This is a genomic window from Vibrio lentus (assembly GCF_030409755.1).
GTDB classification, from domain to species: domain Bacteria; phylum Pseudomonadota; class Gammaproteobacteria; order Enterobacterales; family Vibrionaceae; genus Vibrio; species Vibrio lentus.
Map to the genome: position 1 here is coordinate 1,874,241 of NZ_JAUFQE010000002.1, position 24,294 is coordinate 1,898,534.

Sequence of the window (24,294 nt, forward strand, 5' to 3'; positions counted from 1 at the left end):
AGCAAAGCGCCATTGCACAGAATGCTTAAACTAAGTACAACAAATAACGTTATACATAGTTTAAGGAGATGATAAGAGTTAGGTAAGGCTATAGGAAGAGTAAAGAGGGATTAACCTTCAATGACTTTCATCAATAATTGACCATCGTATAAAGCTTGTTTAACAAGCGCAGCGCCCGGCATGGTTGCTTGTTTATAGAAGCGAGATTCCACCAGCTCTAAATCTTGATGGTAAACCGATAAACTCTGCTCTTCGATACACTTTTGAATCGCAGGATACAACACGCTTTTAGCCTGATTAATAACACCACCCACCAAGATCTTCTCAGGGTTGAATAGGTTAATCACAATCGCAATCGCAGAGCCTAGGTAACGGCCTAATTGTTCAATCACTTCTACCGCTAGTGGATCACCCGCCGCTGCGGCAGCACAGATTTGTTCAATCGTGACATCTTCAAACACAGTAAGTGTTGATTCTTCACCATTGGCTAATCGCTCTTTGACTTGCTCACGGATCGCCTGCGAGCTCGCCACCGTTTCTAAACAGCCTCGGTTACCACAATGACAAAGCTTGCCCTCTTTCTCGATCTGAATATGACCCAATTCACCGATGTTACCGTGACGACCTTGTAGAACTCGGCCATCTAGGATAATCCCAGCACCGACACCATGGTGAATCGAGATAAGAACTGAATTATCGTTATCTTGTGAGTGACCAAACAGCTTCTCAGCTAATGCCCAAGCTCGAGTATCATTGGCAATAAAGACCGGTAGACCTGTTTCTTTGTAGATCTCGGGGCCCAACGCTAAATTTTTAACGTTGTAGTGCGGCATCTGCAGCACAATACCTTGCTCAGAATTCACGAGGCCCGGCAGAGTAACGGCAATACTGGTTACCCTATCGAGCTGTTCCGCATAGGTTTGGAAAAACTCATCAATTTCATGAAGAAGACGAGCAAGCACATCCTCTTGGTCACGTTCGTGAATATCAATTTTAGTATCGATAAGTACATCGCCACCCAACTCATGAAGCGCGATCGTGAGATACCCACGACCAAGACGCATCGACAGAAACTGCCAACCTTCATTATTGGTTTGCAAACCCACAGCAGGACGTCCACGAGTCGTGGCTTCTTGAACCGTCGTCTCATGGATAAGGTGGGCTTCAATAAGTTCGCGGGTAATTTTAGTAATACTCGCCGGAGCCAACTCACTTTGCTTGGACAGTTCGATACGAGAAATAGGACCTTTAAGGTCAATTAGTTTATATACACGACCAGCATTGACCTGTTTGATATGATCAATATGGCCCGGTTGAGCCATGTACATTTTACGCTCCAGAAATCATCAACGGGTTAATTTTTTTACTTTGCGAAGTAATTGTGAAGTGACTTGGTATATCGCCGTGACCAGTATCACGTATATACATGAATCTTTGTGTATCTAGTCAAATAGTTTAAGAAAAATTAACACCCACATCGATAATTTGAGACTTAATTTTCATAAAAAAACATCGTGTTTGAGTCCTAAATTCAATAAATAACAGCAAATACAGAAATATCTTCCTAGCTCCCAATAAATTATCAATTAATGCATATACTTAATTCTGTCTTGTACAAGATTTTCTAGGTCTCACCTTCGGAGCATTCATGACATCAGAATTAAGAAAAACAAAAATCGTCACCACTTTAGGACCATCAACAGATAAAGGTAACGTCCTTGAAGAGATCATCAAAGCTGGCGCCAATATCGTCCGTATGAACTTCTCTCACGGCAGCAGCGATGACCATATTCAACGCGCTGAAAAAGTCCGAGCAATAGCAAAAAAGTTCGGCACTCAAATCGCAATCCTCGGCGACTTACAAGGTCCCAAGATTCGAGTGTCTACTTTTAAAGACGGTAAAATCCAACTCGCAGTAGGCGATAAGTTCACGCTCGACAGTAGCCTAGGTTTAGGTGAAGGCAATCAACAAGCCGTAGGCCTCGATTACAAAGAATTACCAAATGATGTGTCAGCTGGCGATGTGCTGTTGCTTGATGATGGTCGCGTTCAATTAAAAATCACCGAAGTTGAAGGCTGCCGCGTTCATACTGAAGTCACCATTGGTGGCCCGTTGTCGAATAACAAAGGCATCAATAAGAAAGGCGGTGGACTGTCTGCAGAAGCGCTCACCGACAAAGACAAACGAGACATCATCACCGCCGCTCAAATCCAAGTCGACTATTTGGCCGTGTCTTTCCCACGCAACGGCGCAGACATGCACTACGCTCGTCAGTTGGCGCGAGAAGCAGGATTAGAAGCTCACCTTGTCGCTAAAGTCGAGCGAGCGGAGACCGTTGCCACTGTGGAGAACATGGATGACATCATAATGGCCTCAGATGTCGTCATGGTGGCTCGTGGTGACCTCGGAGTAGAAATTGGCGACCCAGAGTTAGTTGGAGTACAAAAACAGCTTATACGCCGTGCTAGAGCGCTTAATCGAACAGTGATCACCGCAACTCAAATGATGGAATCGATGATCTCCGCGCCAATGCCAACTCGTGCAGAAGTCATGGATGTGGCCAACGCCGTACTAGACGGCACCGATGCCGTGATGCTTTCAGGTGAAACCGCAGCGGGTGATTACCCCGTTGAAACAGTGAAATCAATGGCCGAAGTCTGTATCGGCGCTGAAAAGATGGCGGGCATTAACAACCAGTCTAATTACCGTATTGACCGTACCTTTGTCACGGCCGAAGAAACTGTTTCCATGGCAACCATCTACTCTGCAAACCATATGGAAGGCATTAAAGGTGTGGTGACTCTAACCGAATCAGGCCGCACTGCTCTGATGATGTCGCGCCTAAGTGCCGATATGCCTATTTACGCCTTATCTCGTAATGAAGGAACGCTGAACCGCTGTACTTTGTATCGAGGTGTTACCCCTATCTACTTCGAGACAGAAGCCAAAGACAGCTTTGATATCGCACTGTCTACGCTCACTTGTTTGAAAGAGAAAGGACACCTTAAATTTGGTGACCTAGTGATCGTCACTCAAGGCGACATTATGGATGTGGCGGGCTCAACCAACTGCATGAGAATCTTGCCTGTCACTTAATCAGTTAGTGTTTGATTAGGTCAGTTCGTTGATGAGCGACCCTGCCAAGATCAAAAAAGGGTTATTGAACTAAGTTCAGTAACCCTTTTTCACTTCAGAATCTTATTAGCCCATTGCGTACTAACTTTCAAATTCGAGTATGACTTATCAATTTCGAATATTATTTATCAGCAGCGCAAGTCACCAACTGGGGCATATGTGAGCTGCGAGCGTTTTCCGTTGAAGTATAGGTTTCGACAAACCGGTAACCCGCCTCCAACCCTAAGTCGTAATCGTACAGCAAGTCTTCCTTGTCACTCATCAAAGAGCTCGACTTAAGCGGTTTGCTAGGTGCAATTTGAACAACAAACGCATCGTCCGGTGGGGAATTCAAAAAGTTCTGAGTTAATGAGTAGGTCTGATAATGAACCATCAACATGTCAGCTAAGCCAGAATCAAACTTATCGCCAATCAAATGACTTAAACGATAAATATCATCAGCACCAAATAGCCATCGTCCACCATTGAGCAGATCAAGGTGCCCTCTATCGCGCTTTTGCTCTTTTGAACGAAGAATTTGCTGCTGAAAGAATGACGTCCAATCGGTTTTCCATTGTTCTACTTTTTGTTGCCAATGGTCTTGCACACTATCAAACGACTCACGGAACCATTCCAACTCTTCTGCCGAGATCGGCTTAGGTGCTTTCACTAAGGCGTGTTTACGTTGAATCTCATTGGATAGCTCAATCCCCTCTTCCAACACAGGCTCTGTACGTATCACGACTATCGAGCGAGCTTGCCTACGCCATGCTTCTTGCACAGGAATAGACGCAGACACGCCACCGTCAACATAAGCACTGTCACCAATGAAGATTTCATCATTGTACAAACGAGGGATGGCACAGGTCGCAATCATCACCTTGTACCAGTCTTCTCCCATCAACGGAAAATAATGGTCTCGTAAATCTTTTGAATCGGTTACTGCCGCAGAGAAATGGCGATCACCTAAGGTTTGTCGTCCCAAATCAAGATCAAGCTTGTATGGGTAAGCCATGATTTGTTCTAAGGCCCACTCTAAACCTAAGTTCTGGCGCTTTCGTATATAGGAGAAAAGATTGAAGAATTCTGGAGCCGTCGTTAAATCAAGAACAAACGAACGACCTAGCCCTTTATCGCGGCACAGATAGGCACACAAATTAAGCGCACCCGCTGAGGTGCCAAAGAATTCGTCGAAGGGGTCAAAATTAGAAAGAAGAAATGCGTCCAGCACACCAGCCGTAAAAATACTTCGCTGTCCGCCGCCTTGGGCAACCAGTGCTGTTTTTCCAGCAATAAACTTAGCGTAGTAATCTAAGTCTATTGCCGAATCAATATTGGTTATAATCCCACTATTCATTATTCCCTGAGTATAAAAACTCAGCCTCGCAATAGGTGGTATTAGCTACCAATCGCAATAAAGCCAAATGAAAGAATGATGGTGTAGATTACGACTGTTATTTGTAGCGCATTTTTCAGATTATGGTCCATAAACACCTCTGGCTTATTATTAATTTGTCGAGTCTCTATTTAAGTATTATCAGGTGTGTGAAGTATCTTCAAGAATCGTCGAAATTAGTCGCACAATATTGATGTAACCATCACAATTAGTAAGTGTATGGATAAGGATATACTCATGAATAACAAAGCAAATATGATTGCGCTTGTTGCGCTCATTTCCGCTTCAAACTTGTATGCAGCACCGGAAATTATTATCACTCCGATGATTGGTTATACAGGTGGTGGTAGCGTCGAAGACCAGGATGGTAATACTTATGATATGGAAGGTTCAGAAAACTTCACCTTCGCCATTGAAACTCCGCTTGAGAAAGGTCGTATCGGCTTTTTCTATTCTAATCAGAGCTCTGAACTAGAAACACTCAATCTAAGCTCCTCAATTCAATACCTACACTTTCAAAGCAGTATCTACTACCCAGCTTCCTCTGCGTTGTCAGGATATCTAGGGTTAGGTCTTGGTGCGTCTTACGTTGATGTAGATTGGGCGAAAGATAAATATGGGTTCTCAACCTCCATCTTCGGCGGCTTGGAATACAAATTTAGCGATCGCTTAGCACTGAATACACAAGTGCGTTGGTTAGGCACGGTTGTCGATAACGACACATCCGGTGTTTGTAACGTGCCAAGCAATGGCCAAGACTGCATTATCCGTTTTGATACCGACTGGATGAATCAATTTCAAGCTAATGTTGGATTGAGTTTTACCTTCTAGGTTGAGTCCCCATATTGACTCAATAAGCCTTTAGACTAGAAGTATTCTAACGAAATGAAAAAGCCAGCTGGATGCTGGCTTTTTCATTATAAAAACAGTTTTTAGTTCAAGTTAGAACTTGTAGGTCACACCCAGTGCACCACCTATTTGTAACTCAACACCTTTATACATGTCGAGCTCAGGGTGAACTTGTGCGTAAGCATTCCAACCTTCGTAGAAATTCACTTTCACGCCTAACGGCACACGCAAACCAAAATCATCATTCCATTCAGCCCACGCACCAGCACCGACATACCAGCTTAAAGGCGCTTCAGTCTCAAACTGACCGCGCTTAAAAATATAATCGAATGCTGCACCATCATTACCGACTGTGGCGCGATACTTCTGATCGAACTCAACAACAACACTTAGATCTTGGTCGACGGCTAAGCCAACTTCTAGGTTTGGAGCTTCAGAAGCATGAGCTAGCGATACTCCGCTGCAACACATAAGGCCAATTAGGTAACGATGTTTCATAATATTCTCAGACTGTGTTCAAAAAAGATAGATTACTTAAATCAAAACGGATGTTGTCATCATAAAGTTAAAGATAAGAGGTACCCAAAGCGGGCAATTGAGCATTAGCACATCGAGTTATTCGATAACTGATTGAGTTGAAAAGAGTAAGCGTAAAAAGGGATGCCATTGAGCAGAAAACAAAAAAGGAGGCCTTTCGGCCTCCTTTCAATCTATTGAATCAGTGAATTAACCGTTGTTACGGATCCACTCATCCATGTCTGTCTTAAGGTTGTCAGACTTAGTACCGAAGATAGCTTGTACGCCACCAGCAACTACAACAACACCTGCAGCGCCTAGTTTCTTCAGTTTGTCTTGGTCAACAAGAGCTGTATCAGCTACTGCTACACGCAGACGAGTAATACAAGCGTCAAGACCAGTGATGTTCTCTTTGCCGCCGAATGCAGCAACTAACTCACCAGCAAGCTCTGTACCAGTTGCAACGATTTCGTCTTCTGACTCGTCTTCGCGACCTGGAGTTTTAAGGTCAAGTGCTTTAATCACAGTGCGGAATACGATGTAGTAAATTGCAGCGTAAGCAATACCACATACAACCATTAGACCCATCTTAGACGCGTTGCCAGATAGAACTAGGAAGTCGATTAGACCGTGTGAGAAAGAAGTACCGTGTACAAAACCTAGAGTGTTCGCAAGAACGTATGCAGAACCAGCTAGTAGAGCGTGGATTGCGTACAGTACAGGAGCAACGAATAGGAATGAGAATTCGATTGGTTCAGTGATACCCGTTAGGAATGAAGTTAACGCAGCAGAAGCCATGATACCCATTACTTTAGCGCGGTTTTCAGGTTTAGCTGAATGTGCAATCGCGATTGCAGCAGCAGGTAGACCGAACATCTTGAACATGTAACCACCAGCTAGCTGACCGAAGCCATTGCCCGCTGCACGAGATGCGTCATCAGCAACTAGGTAACAAGTAAGAACACCGTTTTGAGTTTCGCCAGCAGCGTTTACACAAGTACCAGCTTCGAAGAAGAAAGGTACGTTCCAAACGTGGTGAAGACCAAATGGAATCAGAGAACGCTCAACGATACCGTAGATACCAAACGCCACTTGTGGGTTCTGGTGAGCAGCCCAATCAGAGAACGCAGAGATAGCGCCGCCAACTGGTGGCCATACTACAGATAGTAGGATTGCTAGACCAATCGCAGAGAAACCTGTGATGATTGGCACGGCACGCTTACCAGCGAAGAAGCCTAAGTACTCTGGTAGTTGAATACGGAAGAAACGGTTGAATGCCCAAGCAGCAACACCACCGACTAGGATACCACCTAGTACACCAGTATCGATTTTATCAACGCCCATTACACCAGCCATTACGCCAAGTGTAGCAGTCATGATGCCGTAACCAACGATAGCAGCTAGACCAGCTACACCATCGTTGTTAGTAAAGCCAAGTGCAACACCTACTGCGAACAGTAGTGCCATTTGACCAAATACTGAACCACCCGCTTGTTCCATTAAGTTTGAAACAATTTCTGGAATGAAAGGAAGATCTGCTGCACCGACACCTAGCAAAATACCCGCAACTGGTAAAACTGATACTGGTAGCATCAGAGACTTACCAACTTTCTGCAGGCTAGCAAAAAGGTTCTTAAACATGTTTATGCTCCTGATAAAGATAAAATAATTATATGGGTCCTAACGGCACACCCCCGTAGCCTATATGTTAGCACCCTGCGAAAATGTAACCATGTATTGCATTATATTTTCTGCCGCTAAATATATATTGATGGGGAACTAACTTTCTAGTCACTTACGAAATTTAGTTTCAAAACACGTCTTGGATCACATGTCAAATCAAGAAATGCAATGCTTTACAAGCCAGTAAAACATTGAAAATAAACATTATTTTTAAAGGCTTCTATTATTTTACTGGGTAAATAAAATAGGAGCTAATGTTATTTTTAGTAACAAAATTACAAATGTTAGAAATAGGGCTCTCAAGTTCAACATAATTAGTAAACATTAAAAAAAAACGCACTTTTGGTGATCAAAAACACAAAAAGGGAGCTTTCGCTCCCTTTTATTTCTTAACTTAGTTTTTTATCGCAAAAAAAGTTTTTGGTAGTTTTTGGTCGTTTGTTCAGCAACCTCTTTCATTGACAGTCCTTTCAACTGAGCAATATAAGCTGCCACTTCGACCACATATGCAGGCTGATTTTGGTTACCACGATATGGAACAGGAGCCAAATATGGAGAATCCGTCTCAATTAACAGTCGTTCAAGCGGTAAATTCTTTACGACTTCTTTAAGTTCTGTGGCTTGCCTAAACGTAACGATCCCTGAGATCGAGATATAAAAGCCAAGTTCCATAGCCGCTTCAGCGAACGCTTGATCCTCAGTAAAGCAGTGAATCACACCACCGCACTTCTCTGCTCCACCATCGCGTAAAATAGCTAACGTATCTTCACGCGCATTACGAGTATGGATGATCAAAGGCTTATTTAGCTCTACTGCCAACGCGACGTGTTGCTTAAATCGCAGTTGTTGGAGCTCTGCTGTCTCTGGTTGATAGTGATAATCTAAGCCAGTTTCACCAATCGCTACCACTTTGGGATTGCTTGCGTATTCACGCATTCTGTCTAAGCAAAAGTCGCTCTCAACATCGAGAGGATGCACGCCACACGAAGCCTTAACGTTATCAAACGGCGAGATCATCTCGAGCATATTTTCAAACGAATCCAACGTAACACCAACAGAAAGGAGGTGATCAACGTTTGCTGCTTTCGCTTTATTAACCACGTCTTCTACGCTTGTGTGTAAATCTTGGTAATCCAGTTTGTCTAAATGACAATGGGAATCTACGAACATGTTTCCTCGCAAGTGGCAATCAGCCAATTCATTATGAGTAGCTCCGTATTGAGCCCAGGGTGTTGCTTTAATTGTTCAATCAATATCAATAGTTTATTCGACGCTGCATAAGCACTTTGGTAAGACATCACTCCCGACAACACACTAGCGCTTGGGGTAACCGCTTCACTAACCAAGCCAAAATGCAGCTTTTGCACGTCAGACAGTAAGTGCCATAGCCAACCTAATTGAACCAGAGGCTCCTTACTCAACTCCGTAGAGAACTTCAACATGTCTGGTTGAACGCCTTTAATAACATCCACAAAGCCATCTAGTGCTTTGGTAGAAGCTTCGACGCCACCTTGATCAAACATTGCTTTAGCTTTCAGAGGTGCGTTGTCGTTCAGTGCCAATATGTACTGAGGAACCGTTTTACCGACTTCTCCATTTAACCATGCCGATCCTGCATCCAATTGCGGGCACACCACATTAAATTGCTGGCAACGGCTAAGAATAGTTGGCATTAAGTGATTACTGTTGCGCGTCGAAAGAATGAAAATACAATTACTCGCAGGTTCTTCCAGCGTTTTCAACAGCGCATTAGACGCCGATTCATTCATCGCTTCAGCCGGATTCAACAAGATGACACGCAAGCCGCCTAACTGGGAAGATTGTTGAGCCCAGCGGTTACTCGCACGCACTTGATCAACGGTAATCGACTTACCTTCTTTCTCAGGTTCAATCACATGGAAATCCGGGTGACTCCCCGACTTCATTAATTCACAGCTGTGACAAAAGCCGCACGCTTCACTTTCGTAGTTAACACACATCAGTGCCGACGTGAGCTGACTAACCAGCGCTTCCACGCCAAGCCCTTCAGGCGCATTAACAATCACAGAGTTAGGAAAACGTTCTGCGTCGAGACTTTTTTTCCACTCACTCCATACCGGTGTGAGCCAAGAATACACTTCAGCCATGATTACCTACTGTTTATCAAGCCAAGCACCTAGCGCGACTTTGATATCAGCAGCCACTTGCTCAATCTCTTGCTGTGCATTAACCACAAGAACCGTTTCATCTTGTGCTGCAATCTCAAGGTAACGTTCACGCGTACGATCGAAAAACGAGATATCCATCTTTTCGATTCTATCGAGCTCACCACGGCCTCTAGCGCGTTCAAGCCCTACTCTAGGGTCAAGATCCAAGTATAGGGTTAGATCTGGCTTAAAACCGCCTAGCGTAGTTTCTTTCAGTGATTCCATCGTAGTGCGTGCGATCTGACGGCCACCACCTTGATAAGCTTGAGATGACATATCATGACGATCACCCAACACCCATTTGCCACTTTCTAGTGCAGGCTTGATGACGTTTTCTACTAATTGAACACGCGCCGCGTACATCAGCAGCAATTCTGTCATGTCTTGAAGCTTCTCGCCTTCGTGTTCTTCTTTGACCAATGAGCGCATCTTCTCGGCAAGCACGGTACCACCGGGTTCACGAGTATTAACGATGTCCGCGACACCAGCTGCTTTCAATGTCTCAACGATGGCATTAATAGCTGTACTTTTGCCAGCACCTTCAAGGCCTTCAACCACGATAAATTTCGACTGATTCATAATTCTTTCTTTATTTGTTTTTTCTTAATTGCTTTAAGTAAGCTCGTACTGCACGGTTATGCTCAGTCAAACTCTTTGAAAATACGTGACCACCTGTTCCACTCGCAACAAAATACAGGTAGTTGCTCTTCTCTGGATTCAGAGCCGCGTTGATAGACGCTTTACCCGCCATCGCGATCGGTGTTGGCGGTAAACCGCTCATTGTATAAGTGTTGTACGGCGTTGGTGTGCGTAGATCTTTCTTTCGAATGTTGCCCTTGTAACTATCGCCCATGCCGTAGATAACCGTTGGGTCAGTTTGCAAACGCATACGCTTGTTCAGACGGTTAACGAACACAGAAGAGACACGCTCACGTTCTGACGCAACAGCAGTCTCTTTCTCGATGATAGACGCAAGGATTAACGCTTCATAAGGCGATTTAAGAGGCAGCTTATCCGCTCTGTTTTCCCACTCTTCATTCACCACATTCATAAGATCTCGGTGGGCGCGTTTCAACAGATCTAAATCCGTTGTGCCATAGGTGTAGTGATACGTTTCTGCTAAGAAAAGACCTTCAAGCTTTTCATTTTCAATACCCAACTTTTCAGCGATCTCTGTCTCAGACACACCGTCCAACGTCTGTTGAATGAATTCGTTATCTTTTAGCTGAGCAAGCCACTCATCAAAACGACTGCCTTCGACGAAAGTAATCGTGAATTGGTGCTCTTTCCCTTCGACCAGCACTTGTAGCGCTTGCTCAAGGGTTAAACCCGGCTCAAGCAGGAATGTACCCGCTTTTACGTCTACAAGCTCAGGATGTAACTTGCGAATCAGCTTCTCGTACGGAGACGCTTCAAACAGGCCTTCATTAATCAGCTGTGCGAGAACGCGGTTAAAGCTGCTGCCTGAAGCAACGGTAACCACCTGCGGTTTTTCTAATTGAATAACTTGTTTCAGGTTATCTTGCGCTTGGTTGTAAACGTAGAACCCAGCAGCACCGGCTGCAATTAGGCACAAGATAATAAAAATAAATAACTTTTTGATCACGAGTTTAGTTGTCCTTGAAGGCTACGAGTAACGGTTCCAATGTTGAATTGGGTATCACTAATACGGGTAACGGGGGCAACCCCTAAAATGGAGTTGGTCATGAAAATTTCATCAGCTTGCATTAGCTGGGATAGGCTGTAGTCACTAATTGTAACGGAAAGTTCAACCTGATTCAGCGCGGTTAACACTTGCTTACGCATAACCCCGGCGACACCACTTTGCGTCAGTTGAGGAGTGTGAATCGTCTGCCCTTTTCGCCAAAACAAATTGGCCATGGTGGTTTCAATCACATTACCTGAGATATCAAGCACCACACCATCAACTTTATCGACCTGATCCATTTCATCTTTCATCAAGATCTGCTCAAGACGATTATTGTGCTTATGGCCTGCGAGCAGTGGGCTCAAACCCAATGCTTGTTGGCAGATACCGAGTTCTACACCAGAATCTTGCCACGCGGAATAATGACTAGGGAAATCAAATGTACTGATGGTTATCGTTGGCTTGGCGATATTCTTGGTACTGTAGCCACGACCGCCAGCCCCACGACTAACGTGCAGCTTAATCCCTGCTTTTTCATTGTGAGGCTTGTTTTTGTCTTGAAGATTCGTTGAACCATCAAGGCTCTTTGTCCCATGAAGATCAATATCTTGGATATGTTGAAGCGCATTATCGAGCCAAAGGTTAACCACATCCCAATCAAGTGCGGAAATGCGTAACGCTTTAAGGCAATCATCGACACGACGCTGATGATTGTGTAAATGTTGAATCTGACCATCTCGGACAAGCATTGTCGTGAAACAGCCGTCTCCGTACTGAAACGAGCGATCCAAGATATCGATAGTTTGTTGGCTTTCTCCATCAACCCAGAACATGTTTTTCCCCATAAAAAGAAACGGCTCAATGCTAAAGCATCAAGCCGTTTAAAAACAAGTCTAATTGTGACTATCTACGAGTGTTTATGTCTTTAATAAGATGATTAAATCTTTTTGAAGATCAAACAGCCGTTTGTACCACCAAAACCGAATGAGTTACATGCAGCATATTCCATGCCGCTAACTTTACGCGCGGTGTGAGGTACTAAGTCAATATCTAAGCCTTCTTCAGGATCATCTAGGTTGATTGTCGGTGGGACAATTTGGTCAACCAAAGACATCGCTGTGATGATCGCTTCAGCAGAACCCGCAGCACCTAGAAGGTGGCCAGTCATTGATTTCGTAGAAGAAACCAATACTTGCTTACAGCCTGCTTCGCCAAGAGCACGTTTAATACCCTTAACTTCAGCTACATCACCCGCAGGAGTCGATGTACCGTGTGCGTTAACATAACCGATTTGTTCACCAGTCACGCCAGCATCACGCATAGCCGCTTCCATCGCTAGCGCGCCACCAGAGCCATCTTCACTTGGAGATGTCATATGGTAAGCGTCACCCGACATACCGAAGCCAACTAGCTCACAGTAAATCTTAGCGCCACGAGCTTTCGCATGTTCGTACTCTTCAAGAACCATCATGCCTGCACCGTCACCAAGAACGAAGCCATCACGACCTTTGTCCCATGGACGAGAAGCTTTTTGAGGCTCATCGTTACGAGTAGACAGTGCTTTAGCCGCACCAAAACCGCCCATACCTAGTGGTGTAGATGCTTTTTCAGCACCACCCGCTAGCATTGCGTCAGCATCGCCGTATGCAATCATACGAGCCGCGTGACCAATGTTATGTAGGCCAGTCGTACATGCCGTAGAAATAGCGATGTTTGGACCGCGTAGACCACGCATGATAGACATGTGACCCGCAATCATATTCACGATCGTCGACGGAACGAAGAACGGGCTGATTTTACGAGGGCCTTTTTCAGTTAGAGCTTGGTGACCTGCTTCGATCAAACCAAGACCACCAATACCAGAACCGATAGCAACGCCAACACGAGGGGCGTTTTCTTCAGTAATAGTTAGGGCTGAATCATCTAAAGCTTGAATACCTGCTGCGACGCCGTACTGGATGAACAAGTCCATCTTACGAGCATCTTTTTTAGTCATATACTCTTCGCAGTTAAAGTCTTTAACTAGACCTGCAAAACGAGTTGAGAAATTGGTTGCATCAAAATGATCGATATTAACGATACCACTTTGACCAGCTAGCAGGGCTTTCCAAGAAGATTCTACAGTGTTGCCTACCGGCGACAACATACCCATGCCAGTGACAACTACACGACGCTTGGACACGATATTACACTCCGGGGATTGAGGTGATTTAAGATGAGGATAGATGAGTTAGATAAAACACAGGCGGTCAAGGTGACCGCCTGGGAGAGATTATTACTGAGCGCTAGTTACGTAATCGATAGCAGCTTGAACAGTAGTAATTTTCTCAGCTTCGTCATCTGGGATTTCAGTGTCGAATTCTTCTTCTAGAGCCATTACTAGCTCAACTGTGTCTAGAGAATCTGCACCTAGGTCATCAACGAAAGAAGCTTCGTTTTTAACTTCAGCTTCGTCTACACCTAGCTGTTCAACAATGATTTTCTTTACGCGTTCTTCGAGGTTGCTCATTTTTTCTTTTCCTTTACAGAGTTCGCTTTATGCGATGTTTTCCGTAGTTTATTCAATCTATTGAAAGTTGCAAGGTCAACTTTTCTGGTCAAACCACAATTTTCACGATTTTAACCGAAATTACGTATGATCTTGACTTAAATCATGCACAAATGTTGCACATAATTTACACCATGTACATACCGCCATTGACGTGAAGTGTTTCACCTGTGATATAAGCTGCCGCAGGTGACGCCAAAAATACCACAGCTTCAGCGATTTCGCGAGGGTCACCTAGTCGACCTGCTGGTACATTCGCCAAAGTTGCTGCACGTTGGTCATCATTTAGCGCTTTAGTCATATCAGTTTCGATGAAACCTGGAGCAACAGTGTTCACTGTAACGCCACGAGATGCAACTTCACGAGCCATTGATTTAGTAAAACCAATCACGCCAGCTTTTGCAGCTGCGTAGTTAGCTTGACCAGCGTTACCCATAGTACCTACTACAGAACCAACGTTTACAATACGACCTTGACGCTTCTTCATCATGCCACGCAATACAGCTTTAGACATGCGGAAGATAGGCGTTAGGTTAGTATCGATGATGTCATTCCATTCGTCGTCTTTCATACGCATAAGTAGGTTATCACGAGTGATACCTGCGTTGTTAACTAGAATGTCGATCGCACCAAATTCATCGTTGATGGTCTTCAGTGTAGCAGTAATTGAGTCAACATCCGTTACATTAAGAGCAAGACCTTTACCGTTCTCGCCAAGGTACTCGCTGATTGCAGCAGCGCCGCCTTCAGACGTAGCAGTACCGATAACTTTAGCACCACGCTCAACTAAAAGTTCAGCGATTGCACGACCAATGCCACGGCTTGCGCCTGTAACTAGTGCAACTTTGCCTTCTAAATTCATCATAACTTCTCTATTAATTGGTTATTTACTTAGCAGCGTCTAGTGATGCAGTATCATTAACTGCAGCAGCTGTCATAGTTTTAACAATACGTTTTGTTAGACCAGTAAGAACCTTACCTGGACCTAATTCTAGTAGCTTTTCAACACCTTGCTCATTCATCGCTTGTACACCTTCAGTCCAACGAACTGGGCTGTATAGCTGACGAACAAGTGCGCTTTTAATTTTTGCAGGGTCTGTTTCAGCAATAACATCGACGTTATTGATAACAGGCAGTGCCGGCGCGTTGAACTCTAGAGCTTCTAGAGCAACCGCTAGCTTGTCTGCTGCAGGCTTCATAAGAGCACAGTGAGACGGCACAGATACAGGTAAAGGAAGAGCACGTTTAGCGCCTGCTTCTTTACATAGTGCACCAGCACGCTCTACTGCCGCTTTGTTACCCGCGATAACAACTTGACCAGGTGAATTGAAGTTAACTGGAGACACAACTTCGTCTTGTGCCGCTTCTTCACACGCTTTAGCAATCGCTTCATCATCTAGACCGATGATTGCGTACATTGCACCAACGCCTGCAGGAACTGCTTCTTGCATCAGTTGGCCACGTAGCTCAACTAGCTTGATCGCTTCTTTAAAGTCGATAACACCCGCACACACGAGTGCAGAGTATTCGCCTAGGCTGTGGCCTGCTAGGTTTGCAGGTTGCTCTAGACCAAGCTCTTGCCATACACGCCAGATTGCAACAGACGCTGTTAGTAGAGCCGGTTGAGTACGGAAAGTTTCATTTAGATTTTCTACTGGACCATCTTGAACCAATGCCCATAGATCGTAACCAAGTGCTTCTGAAGCTTCAGCAAATGTCTTTTTAACAACATCATACTGTTCGCCTAGGTCAGCAAGCATACCGATAGCTTGAGAGCCTTGGCCTGGGAATACGATAGCAAATTTGCTCATTGTAATTTTCCTTTAAGCAAAGCAAAAAATTGAATAAGGCACATAAGTTATGTGCCTTGTTTGTTGATTATCGCTCGGGGTTAGAATTTAACTAACGCAGAACCCCAAGTGAAGCCGCCGCCAAATGCTTCAAGTAGAAGCGTTTGACCACGTTTAATTCGCCCGTCGCGAACAGCCTCATCAAGGGCCGTTGGTACGGTAGCTGCCGACGTATTGCCGTGCTTATCAAGAGTAATCACTACTTGATCAAGCGACATAGTCAGCTTTTTAGCGGTTGCCGAGATAATACGGTAGTTCGCTTGGTGTGGAACTAACCAATCAAGCTCTGACTTATCCATATTGTTCGCCGCTAATGTGTCTTTAACTAGCTTAGAAAGCTGAGTTACCGCCACTTTAAATACTTCGTTGCCCGCCATGTGCAGCCATTTGTCTGCATCACCGCCACGCTCTGGAACTTCTAGGCTTAGAAGCTCGCCATATTTACCATCAGAGTAAATGTGAGTAGACAAAATACCTGGCTCTTCGCTTGCGCCTACAACCACCGCGCCTGCAGCATCACCAAATAAGATGATAGTAGAGCGGTCAGTCGGATCACAGGTTTTTGACAGTGCATCCGCACCGATTACCAAAACGTTTTTACACATACCTGTCTTGATATGTTGATCAGCAACAGACAATGCATAGACAAAGCCAGAACACGCCGCAGCTAAATCAAAGGCAGGACAGCCTTTGATACCAAGCTTACCTTGTACCTGACATGCCGAAGACGGGAATGTATGGCTACTGCTAGTTGTCGCAACGATGATTAAATCAATATCTTCTTTGTCGATACCTGCCATCTCAATGGCATTCTCAGCAGCGTAAAACGCCATATCCGCAACGGTTTCGTTTTCCGCTGAAATACGACGCTCTTTAATACCTGTTCTAGCAACGATCCACTCATCGCTAGTCTCTACCATTTTCTCTAAGTCTGCGTTAGTACGCACCTGAGATGGCAAGTAGCTGCCAGTACCTAAAATTTTGCTATACATGAAGACTAATAATGCCTCTCGAGTAAAACCGCTTCCAAACGATCGCTAATGCGGCTGGGGACTTGTCGTTTGACCTCGTGTACTGCTTCACCAATCGCGTTGACGACTGCAGACACATCAGCACTTCCATGACTTTTAATGACAATGCCGCGCAATCCTAACAAACTTGCGCCGTTATACTGGTCGGGGTTCAAGGTTTTTAATTCAGTAAATAGCTCAGAAAACAACATTCTGGCGATCCAACCCTTTATTGTTGAAGCCATCATGCGCGTTTTTAGCTTATCAATAAAGAGCTGAGCCGTACCTTCGCACGTTTTTAAGCAGACATTGCCCACAAAACCATCACATACGACGACATCGGCAGCATCTTGAAGTAATTGATTACCTTCAATATAGCCTATGAAGTTCACAGACTGAGTATTAGACAACATTTCAGCGCATCGTTTCACAAGGTCATTGCCTTTGATTTCTTCTGCACCGATATTCAAGATAGCGACACGTGGAGCGCGACCTAAATGTTGTTCCGCTAATGCACTGCCCATTACAGCAAACTGAAACAGTGAATCTGCATCACTAGAAACGTTCGCTCCTAAATCAAGCATCCATGTACGGTTGCCAGAAGCAGTAGGCAAAGCTGAAACCAATGCAGGCCTATCAATACCGGGAAGGAGTTTGAGTCTGAAACGAGATAACGCCATCAGTGCGCCAGTGTTACCACCACTCACACAAGCATCAGCCTGTGATTCGGCAACCAGATCGATAGCAGCACGCATAGAACTACCCTGACTATTACGTAAGGCTAGTGAAGGTTTTTCAGAATTGGAAATAACTCGATCACAATGCTGGATACTCAAACGAGAATCAGGCATTCGACCTAATGAAGATAATTGAGATGTGATCGCGTTTCGATCACCTATGAGAATGACTTTTAGCTCTGGGAAATACGACAGTGCCTGCACGGCGGCAGGCACTGTTACACGAGGACCGAAGTCCCCGCCCATTGCATCAAGCGCAACGGTTAGATTTTGCAAAGGTCAACCTTACTTGTTGATAACCTTTTTGCCGCGGTAGAAACCTTCGGCAGTCACGTTGTGACGTAGGTGAGTTTCACCTGAAGTTGCGTCTACAGAAAGTGCAGCTGTAGTTAGCGCATCGTGTGAACGACGCATGCCACGCATTGAACGTGATTTCTTGCTCTTTTGTACGGCCATTGACCCTACTCCTATGTAAATTCTTAAAGATACTTACTAATAAGTTACTTCTTTAAGTTTTTTAAAACATCAAATGGATTCGGCTTTTTATCTTCCTCAATTTCTTCAGGAAGTTCACCAAACACCAAGTTATTTGAGTTAACGCTACATTTTGCATCGTCGTGCATTGCTATTTGTGGCAATCCAAGGATGAACTCGTCTTCAACTAATTGAATCAGGTCTAACTCACCGTACTCGTTCAGATCTACCAAATCGTACTCTTCCGGTGCTTCCTCTTCACTTTTCTCGCTGTAAACAGGAGTATAAGTAAATTGGACATCGCACTCATGTGCGAAAACCTCATTACAACGTTGACACTCTAAATCGACTTCGACGTTAGCTTTACCAGAGATAACGACTAATCGTTGTTCATCAAGCCCAAATGACATTGAGACTTGCGCGTCACGTTTTACGCCTTCAGTTGTTTCAGTTAAACGCTTCAAAAGACTGACTTGAATGATACCATTCATATCGAGTCGTTTTTGAGCCGTTCTTGCCGGATCAACTGTACGCGGTATTTTTTCCTTTTGCATAGGGCGCGAATCTTATCTTCCAAATCGTGTTTAGTCAAAGGAAATGGCAAAAAAAATGTACTTTCCTACCTTTCCTGTTCAGAGCATTATGAATAGCAGGATAAGTTACGTTATCCTGAACTAAATGCTTACACGAATTGTAAATTAAAATGAGAAATTACCAACTAGTTTTAGCTTCTACCTCACCATTTAGGCAAGAGATCCTCAAAAAACTACAGTTAGGCTTTGTCACAGCGAAGCCTGACTGCGATGAAACGCCACTTCCAGAAGAGACACCTCAACAATTGGTAATGCGTCTTGCCGAGACAAAAGCCAAGTCTTGTACTGTCGAACAACCAAGCCTAGTGATCGGTTCCGATCAAGTGTGTGTGATTGACGGAGAGATCATCGGCAAACCGCATACTCGTGAAAAAGCGATTGAGCAGTTGTCTCGTCAAAGCGGCAAAAGCATCACTTTCTATACAGGGATAACCGTATGGAACAGTGAAACCAATCAAGCCGACACTCGCTTAGATACCTTCGTCGTGCATTTCCGCGATTTAACCGAGCAACAGATCATTTCTTATGTTGAGAAAGAGCAGCCTTATTACTGCGCCGGCAGTTTTATGTGCGAAGGGTTAGGTATTGCATTATTTAAGCAAATGGAAGGTAAAGATCCGAATACCTTGATCGGTTTACCTCTGATCGATTTAGTCGATATGCTTGAGGCACAAGGAATGAATGTGTTGTAACGGGTACTTACCACTCTGTTGGAGATTCCCTACTCCTTCCTTTGTCAGTCTAGGGAATGACGCAAGACGCCACTTTATTTAATCAGCTCATAATATAGAACGTGACTTTAAAAAGTCGTCATCCTCAAGAGCGAGGGACGAGCGAGTTGGGGCTCTTCTACAACAGATGAAAACAAAAAAAGGTTGACGATATTCGTCAACCTTTATCATTTGCGGATAGCTAATACTAAACCCTGGAAGAATTATCTCTTCCGTATCTTGTATCTTGTATCTTGTATCTTCTTAAAGCTTACGTAGGCCAGTCAGTGCTTTTTCCAATCTCGCTTCCATTGGCGCCGAGATATCCATCTTCTCTTCGCTACCCGGGTGGGTAAATTTGATATTGGCTGCATGTAAGAACAGACGATTCAGTCCTACTTTACCCGTATAAGCATCGAAACGACGATCACCGTAACGGTCATCCCAAGCAATTGGGTGTCCAGTGTATTGAGCATGCACACGAATTTGGTGTGTACGACCCGTAATTGGACTTGCCTGAACCAAAGTTGCGTCTTGGAACTTTTCTAAAACTCTAAAGCGCGTTTCAGAAGCTTTGCCATTTGGATTAACACGAACAATACTGTTCACTTCGTTCTTCAGCAGTGGAGCATTAACAACCTTACAGCTGTTCTTCCACTCCCCCATAACCAAAGCAAAATAGTACTTCTGTACGGTTTTCTCGCGGAACTGTGCTTGAAGGTGTCTTAGCGCAGAACGTTTCTTGGCGATAAGCAGAATACCTGACGTATCTCTATCAATACGATGCACAAGTTCAAGAAAACGCGCGTCGGGACGAAGTGCTCTTAACGCTTCAATTGCGCCGAACTTAAGTCCGCTACCACCATGAACCGCAGTGCCTGATGGTTTATTCAAAATCAGCATGTGATCATCTTCATAGATGATGCACTGTTCCAATTCCGAAACCTTATTGAGTTTCGTGCTTGGTACACTGTCTTCTGTTTTCTCTTCAATAGTGACTGGCGGGATACGAACTAAATCACCTGCTTTTAGTTTGTATTCAGCCTTGATGCGTTTTTTATTAACGCGGACTTCGCCTTTACGCACGATTCGATAAATCATGCTTTTCGGGATGTTTTTTAATTGGTTGCGTAAGAAGTTATCAATACGCTGACCAGCCATATCTTCGTCAATGTCGACGAACTGGACTTGGGTTCTAATTTCGCTCATGCGGCTATTGTATCACTGTCACTTTTGATAATTGAGGTTTTCTTAGCACTATTCCGTACTAATTTATCCTTAATCCTCACGGAATCCTCCCTAAATAGCGACTGAAGTCCTATATTTCTTTGATTCTTCGAACAAAAAAGCATCAAGATTCCTGCAAATTAAAATATCAATTGATAAATTATTTATAGACAGTGAGTTAGAGCTATCAAAACCCAAACAAAAACTGTTTTTTTTACCGCATTCCGACAAAGCAGATTGCTGTGTTTACCGACCGCTGCTATAGTTCACAGCTGCTATCAGTGGTTTGACTATTATTTAAACAGCTAACCATTCATAAGCAAGTAAATGAGTAGATAACTCAGATTAGACAGTGCTGCAATCGGCGTAAGACACGGTCAACTGAGTTCCTTATCGCTCTACTCACGTACGCTCATGTTGAGTATTCACCGCCACATCGCGGATCATAGGCTAACTCCCTATGATGACTGACGTGCCCCAGAGCATCCCTCTCCAGCCGGGAGGCTGCACCGATAAAGCCATGGGATCTGGCACCATGAGAAACGAATAAAGCGATAAGAACAATGATGAAAATAAGAAAAGACAATGAGAATTTCTAAATGAAAAGAATGTTAATTAACGCAACTCAAAAAGAAGAGTTGCGTGTCGCTTTGGTTGATGGCCAGCGACTGTTCGATCTAGATATCGAAAGTCCAGGTCACGAGTCAAAGAAAGCGAATATCTACAAAGGACGTATTACCCGTATTGAACCAAGCCTAGAAGCGGCATTTGTTGATTACGGCGCAGAACGTCACGGTTTCCTCCCTCTTAAAGAAATTGCCCGCGAATACTTCCCTGAAGGTTATACATACCAAGGCCGTCCTAGCATTAAAGAAGTGCTAAGAGAAGGACAAGAAGTAATCGTACAAGTTGAGAAAGAAGAACGTGGTAGCAAAGGCGCTGCACTGACAACTTTCATCTCTTTGGCTGGTAGTTACTTAGTTCTTATGCCTAATAACCCTCGTGCTGGCGGTATTTCTCGTCGTATCGAAGGTGATGAACGCACTCAACTGAAAGCAGCATTAAGCACTCTTGAGCTACCTCAAGGCATGGGCTTAATCGTGCGTACAGCTGGTGTTGGCAAAAGTGCAGAAGAGCTAGAGTGGGACTTGAACGTTCTATTGAATCACTGGGGCGCTATCAAGCAAGCTTCTGATTCAAATGCAGCTCCTTTCCTTATTCACCAAGAAAGTAACGTTATCGTTCGCGCGATTCGTGACTATCTACGTCGTGATATTGGCGAGATTCTAATCGACAGCAATACTATTTTTGAACGTGCACAAGCGCACATTCAATTAATACGCCCAGATTTCATGAATCGCGTTAAGAAATACGATGGTGAAGTACCACTATTCAGTCATTACCAGATTGAAAGCCAGATCGAATCTGCTTTCCAACGTGAAGTTCGTCTTCCATCTGGTGGTTCTATCGTGATCGACCCAACAGAAGCTCTGACTTCTATCGATATCAACTCTGCTCGTGCAACAAAGGGCGGCGATATCGAAGAAACAGCACTTAACACTAACCTAGAAGCAGCCGATGAAATTGCACGTCAATTACGTCTACGTGACCTAGGTGGTCTTGTTGTTATCGACTTTATCGATATGACTCCGGTTCGCCACCAACGCGAAGTAGAAAGTCGTCTACGTGATGCTGTTCGTTTAGATCGCGCACGTGTTCAGATTGGTCGTATTTCTCGCTTTGGTCTTCTAGAGATGTCTCGTCAACGTTTGAGCCCATCACTAGCAGAAGCAAGCCACCACATTTGTCCTCGTTGTACAGGTACTGGCGTTGTTCGTGATAACGAATCTCTAGCACTATCTGTTCTACGTCTGATCGAAGAAGAAGCTCTAAAAGATAACACTGCGCAAGTTCTTGCTGTAGTCCCTGTTCCTATCGCTTCTTACCTATTGAACGAGAAACGTCGCTCAGTAAACCACATCGAGAAGAACCAAGAAGTTAAGATCACTGTTGTTCCTAACTCTGACATGGAAACGCCACATTTTGAGGTTATCCGTGTACGTGAAGGTGAAGAGTTCGATCTACTGTCTTACCTACTGCCTAACAAGCTAGAAGCTCTAAAAGAAGCGGAAAGCAAAGAACCAGCAGAACAGACTATTCGTCCTAAGAAGATCGAAGAGCCCGCTCTGAAAGGTTTTGCGGCTCCAGCTCAATCAGCACCGACTCCTGCTCCAGCCCCTAAAGCTGTTGAAGAGAAGAAAGTTGAACCAGCTGCTGCAACGCAAGAACCAGGTCTAATTGGTCGTTTCTTCAAAGCTATCGGTAGCTTCTTATTTGGATCTTCAACTCAAGAAGAGAAGAAAGAAGAAGAGAAGCAAGAAGAGAAGCCTAAGAACAACCGTAACAACGGCAACCGTCAACGCCGTGATCGTAACGACAACCGTCGTCGCAACCAACGTGGTGAGCGCGGTGAACGTAATGAGCGCAGCGAACGTGGTGACAATCGTAACGAAAACCGTGACAGCAAACGCCGTCGTAAGCCTGTACGTGATGAGAAGCCTGAAGAGCAAAAAGAAGCAGCTCCACAGCAAACTCGTCAACCACGTCAACCACGTAAGCCTAAGCAAGATCGTCGCAATAAGCCACGTGAAGAGCAGAAACTACGTGAAGAACAAGCTCCATCTAAATTAGCAGAAGAAGGTCTACAGCTAGCAGCAGAAGCGCAAGCTGATAAACCTGAAGCGCCGAAGGCGAAGCCTGAAGCAAAAGCTGTGAAGATTAAAGAGCGTCGCCAGCGTCGTAAACTGAATAAGCAAGTTCGTGTTAAAGACCAACTAGCTCAAGCAGAAGCTGACAACAATGCCGATAACGCTTCAAAAGAGCAAAAGGCACAAGCTGTAGCTCAAGAACAGAAGGTTGCTGAGCAAGTTGAAGCAACTCAAGTAGACGCAGAGCAAACTGAACAGGAAGAGCCGAAGCAACGTCGTAACCGCCGTTCGCCACGTCACCTACGTGCAAGTGGCCAACGTCGTCGTCGCGGTCGTGATCGTCGCCCTAACCCATTCCGCCTGCGTAAAGGTGGTGTAGCTTCTCCAGAGATGGCTATGGGTAAAGTGATGCCTCGCTTCATTCCAAAACCTCACCATAATCAGACAAAACCTGAAGTGGCAGAAGTTGAAGTAGCAGTTGAAACTCAAGTTGTTGTACAAGAGCAAAACGTAGCTCAAGAGATGGCACCGCAAAGTAACACAGCTATGGCAGGCGGCTTTGCATGTCCTGAACTTGCGATGGGTAAAGTCATTATCCGCCGTGAAGAAGCTGAAACTGTCGTTGAAGCTCAGGTAACTGAAGCTCCTGCGGTAGTTGAAGAAGCTCCGGTAGTTACAGCACCAGTAGTTGAAGCTCCTGTTGAGACAGTTAAAGCTGAAGAGGTTGTAGCAGAAACAATTGTTGAAACTGAAGCTGTTATTGAACCAGCAAAAGCGGTTGAAGCGCCTAAAGCTGAAAGTGCGAAAGTAGAAGAAGCTCCTGTGGTAAAAGCACAAGCTCCTAAAGCAGCACCGAAGGCAGTAGAAGCGAAGAAACAAGCTGGCTCTCCAATGACTAAAGCTCCTGGTCCTCAAGAGATCAAAGAGATTCAAGTTGTTGCGGCTCCATTCCGTACTGAGCGTTTTGTATCGAAAGGTGCAGGTAGCCAAGCAGCGTCAAATAAAGCCGGCGCTGGCATGACTAAACCTCAATACTAATGAGCT

The 24,294-nt window shown here is 44.6% G+C and carries 23 protein-coding genes; 4 read left to right on the plus strand and 19 right to left on the minus strand.

Annotated features, from left to right (window positions below; all coding sequences use genetic code 11):
- Positions 1 to 110: 110 nt before the first annotated feature.
- A complete protein-coding gene (mlc, locus tag QWZ07_RS16730) occupies positions 111 to 1,328 on the minus strand; it encodes a sugar metabolism global transcriptional regulator Mlc (protein ID WP_017107272.1) in 1,218 nt (405 codons plus the stop codon).
- Between the two features lie 320 nt (positions 1,329 to 1,648).
- Between mlc and pyk the strand changes: the two genes are divergently transcribed.
- The gene (gene pyk, locus QWZ07_RS16735) at positions 1,649 to 3,097 is read left to right on the plus strand and encodes a pyruvate kinase (protein ID WP_017107273.1); all 1,449 of its coding nucleotides are present in this window, start codon (positions 1,649 to 1,651) and stop codon (positions 3,095 to 3,097) included.
- Positions 3,098 to 3,257: 160 nt separating this feature from the next.
- Here the strand turns inward: pyk and QWZ07_RS16740 are convergent, their stop codons facing one another.
- Together QWZ07_RS16740 and cydH are read right to left on the minus strand one after the other, a co-directional pair.
- A complete protein-coding gene (locus QWZ07_RS16740; RefSeq protein WP_102343846.1) occupies positions 3,258 to 4,472 on the minus strand; it encodes a patatin-like phospholipase family protein in 1,215 nt (404 codons plus the stop codon).
- A gap of 41 nt (positions 4,473 to 4,513) precedes the next feature.
- Positions 4,514 to 4,603: a cytochrome bd-I oxidase subunit CydH gene (gene cydH, locus QWZ07_RS26415; RefSeq protein WP_099165371.1), complete on the minus strand. Its 90-nt coding sequence runs from the start codon at positions 4,601 to 4,603 to the stop codon at positions 4,514 to 4,516.
- 145 nt (positions 4,604 to 4,748) lie between these two features.
- On the opposite strand from cydH, the gene QWZ07_RS16745 reads away from it, so the two are divergent.
- Positions 4,749 to 5,342, plus strand: coding sequence for a hypothetical protein (locus tag QWZ07_RS16745; RefSeq protein WP_026012218.1), 594 nt, complete (start codon positions 4,749 to 4,751; stop codon positions 5,340 to 5,342).
- A gap of 111 nt (positions 5,343 to 5,453) precedes the next feature.
- Here the strand turns inward: QWZ07_RS16745 and QWZ07_RS16750 are convergent, their stop codons facing one another.
- From QWZ07_RS16750 to yceD, 15 genes are all read right to left on the minus strand, one after another.
- On the minus strand, positions 5,454 to 5,858 hold the full coding sequence (locus QWZ07_RS16750) for a hypothetical protein (RefSeq protein WP_017107275.1): 405 nt from the start codon (positions 5,856 to 5,858) through the stop codon (positions 5,454 to 5,456).
- A 228-nt stretch (positions 5,859 to 6,086) separates the two neighbouring features.
- Entirely contained in the window at positions 6,087 to 7,517 is a 1,431-nt protein-coding gene (gene ptsG / locus QWZ07_RS16755) for a PTS glucose transporter subunit IIBC (RefSeq protein WP_102277241.1), read from the minus strand.
- A 444-nt stretch (positions 7,518 to 7,961) separates the two neighbouring features.
- A complete protein-coding gene (locus QWZ07_RS16760) occupies positions 7,962 to 8,729 on the minus strand; it encodes a TatD family hydrolase (protein WP_192853692.1) in 768 nt (255 codons plus the stop codon).
- Positions 8,720 to 9,685 carry a DNA polymerase III subunit delta' gene (locus QWZ07_RS16765; RefSeq protein WP_192853691.1) on the minus strand — a complete coding sequence of 322 codons (966 nt, stop codon included), beginning with the start codon at positions 9,683 to 9,685 and terminating at the stop codon, positions 8,720 to 8,722. The genes QWZ07_RS16760 and QWZ07_RS16765 overlap by 10 nt, the downstream gene beginning before the upstream one ends.
- A 6-nt stretch (positions 9,686 to 9,691) precedes the next feature.
- Entirely contained in the window at positions 9,692 to 10,324 is a 633-nt protein-coding gene (tmk, locus tag QWZ07_RS16770) for a dTMP kinase (RefSeq protein WP_192853690.1), read from the minus strand.
- Between the two features lie 10 nt (positions 10,325 to 10,334).
- On the minus strand, positions 10,335 to 11,351 hold the full coding sequence (mltG, locus tag QWZ07_RS16775; protein ID WP_192853689.1) for an endolytic transglycosylase MltG: 1,017 nt from the start codon (positions 11,349 to 11,351) through the stop codon (positions 10,335 to 10,337).
- Positions 11,348 to 12,226: an aminodeoxychorismate lyase gene (pabC, locus tag QWZ07_RS16780; RefSeq protein WP_192853688.1), complete on the minus strand. Its 879-nt coding sequence runs from the start codon at positions 12,224 to 12,226 to the stop codon at positions 11,348 to 11,350. The genes mltG and pabC overlap by 4 nt, the downstream gene beginning before the upstream one ends.
- Before the next feature lie 104 nt (positions 12,227 to 12,330).
- Positions 12,331 to 13,575, minus strand: a complete 1,245-nt coding sequence (gene fabF / locus QWZ07_RS16785; protein ID WP_017107282.1) for a beta-ketoacyl-ACP synthase II — start codon at positions 13,573 to 13,575, stop codon at positions 12,331 to 12,333.
- 93 nt (positions 13,576 to 13,668) lie between these two features.
- A complete protein-coding gene (gene acpP / locus QWZ07_RS16790) occupies positions 13,669 to 13,902 on the minus strand; it encodes an acyl carrier protein (RefSeq protein WP_012603569.1) in 234 nt (77 codons plus the stop codon).
- 166 nt (positions 13,903 to 14,068) lie between these two features.
- Positions 14,069 to 14,803 carry a 3-oxoacyl-ACP reductase FabG gene (fabG, locus tag QWZ07_RS16795; protein ID WP_029223568.1) on the minus strand — a complete coding sequence of 245 codons (735 nt, stop codon included), beginning with the start codon at positions 14,801 to 14,803 and terminating at the stop codon, positions 14,069 to 14,071.
- 25 nt (positions 14,804 to 14,828) lie between these two features.
- Positions 14,829 to 15,752 (minus strand): ACP S-malonyltransferase, encoded by a 924-nt coding sequence (gene fabD, locus QWZ07_RS16800; protein ID WP_017107284.1) that lies wholly within the window; start codon positions 15,750 to 15,752, stop codon positions 14,829 to 14,831.
- 80 nt (positions 15,753 to 15,832) lie between these two features.
- Positions 15,833 to 16,783, minus strand: a complete 951-nt coding sequence (locus QWZ07_RS16805) for a beta-ketoacyl-ACP synthase III (RefSeq protein WP_010437276.1) — start codon at positions 16,781 to 16,783, stop codon at positions 15,833 to 15,835.
- A 5-nt stretch (positions 16,784 to 16,788) separates the two neighbouring features.
- On the minus strand, positions 16,789 to 17,814 hold the full coding sequence (plsX, locus tag QWZ07_RS16810) for a phosphate acyltransferase PlsX (RefSeq protein ID WP_017062152.1): 1,026 nt from the start codon (positions 17,812 to 17,814) through the stop codon (positions 16,789 to 16,791).
- Positions 17,815 to 17,823: 9 nt separating this feature from the next.
- A complete protein-coding gene (gene rpmF / locus QWZ07_RS16815; RefSeq protein WP_004737376.1) occupies positions 17,824 to 17,994 on the minus strand; it encodes a 50S ribosomal protein L32 in 171 nt (56 codons plus the stop codon).
- Between the two features lie 44 nt (positions 17,995 to 18,038).
- Positions 18,039 to 18,566: a 23S rRNA accumulation protein YceD gene (gene yceD, locus QWZ07_RS16820; protein ID WP_017111090.1), complete on the minus strand. Its 528-nt coding sequence runs from the start codon at positions 18,564 to 18,566 to the stop codon at positions 18,039 to 18,041.
- A 149-nt stretch (positions 18,567 to 18,715) separates the two neighbouring features.
- Here yceD and QWZ07_RS16825 point away from each other — a divergent pair, with 149 nt between their 5' ends.
- A complete protein-coding gene (locus QWZ07_RS16825) occupies positions 18,716 to 19,297 on the plus strand; it encodes a Maf family protein (protein WP_017111091.1) in 582 nt (193 codons plus the stop codon).
- Positions 19,298 to 19,579: 282 nt separating this feature from the next.
- On the opposite strand, the gene rluC is transcribed toward QWZ07_RS16825, so the two are convergent.
- A complete protein-coding gene (gene rluC / locus QWZ07_RS16830; protein WP_017107288.1) occupies positions 19,580 to 20,524 on the minus strand; it encodes a 23S rRNA pseudouridine(955/2504/2580) synthase RluC in 945 nt (314 codons plus the stop codon).
- Positions 20,525 to 21,141: 617 nt separating this feature from the next.
- Between rluC and rne the strand changes: the two genes are divergently transcribed.
- Positions 21,142 to 24,288, plus strand: a complete 3,147-nt coding sequence (rne, locus tag QWZ07_RS16835; protein WP_192853687.1) for a ribonuclease E — start codon at positions 21,142 to 21,144, stop codon at positions 24,286 to 24,288.
- Positions 24,289 to 24,294 lie beyond the last annotated feature (6 nt).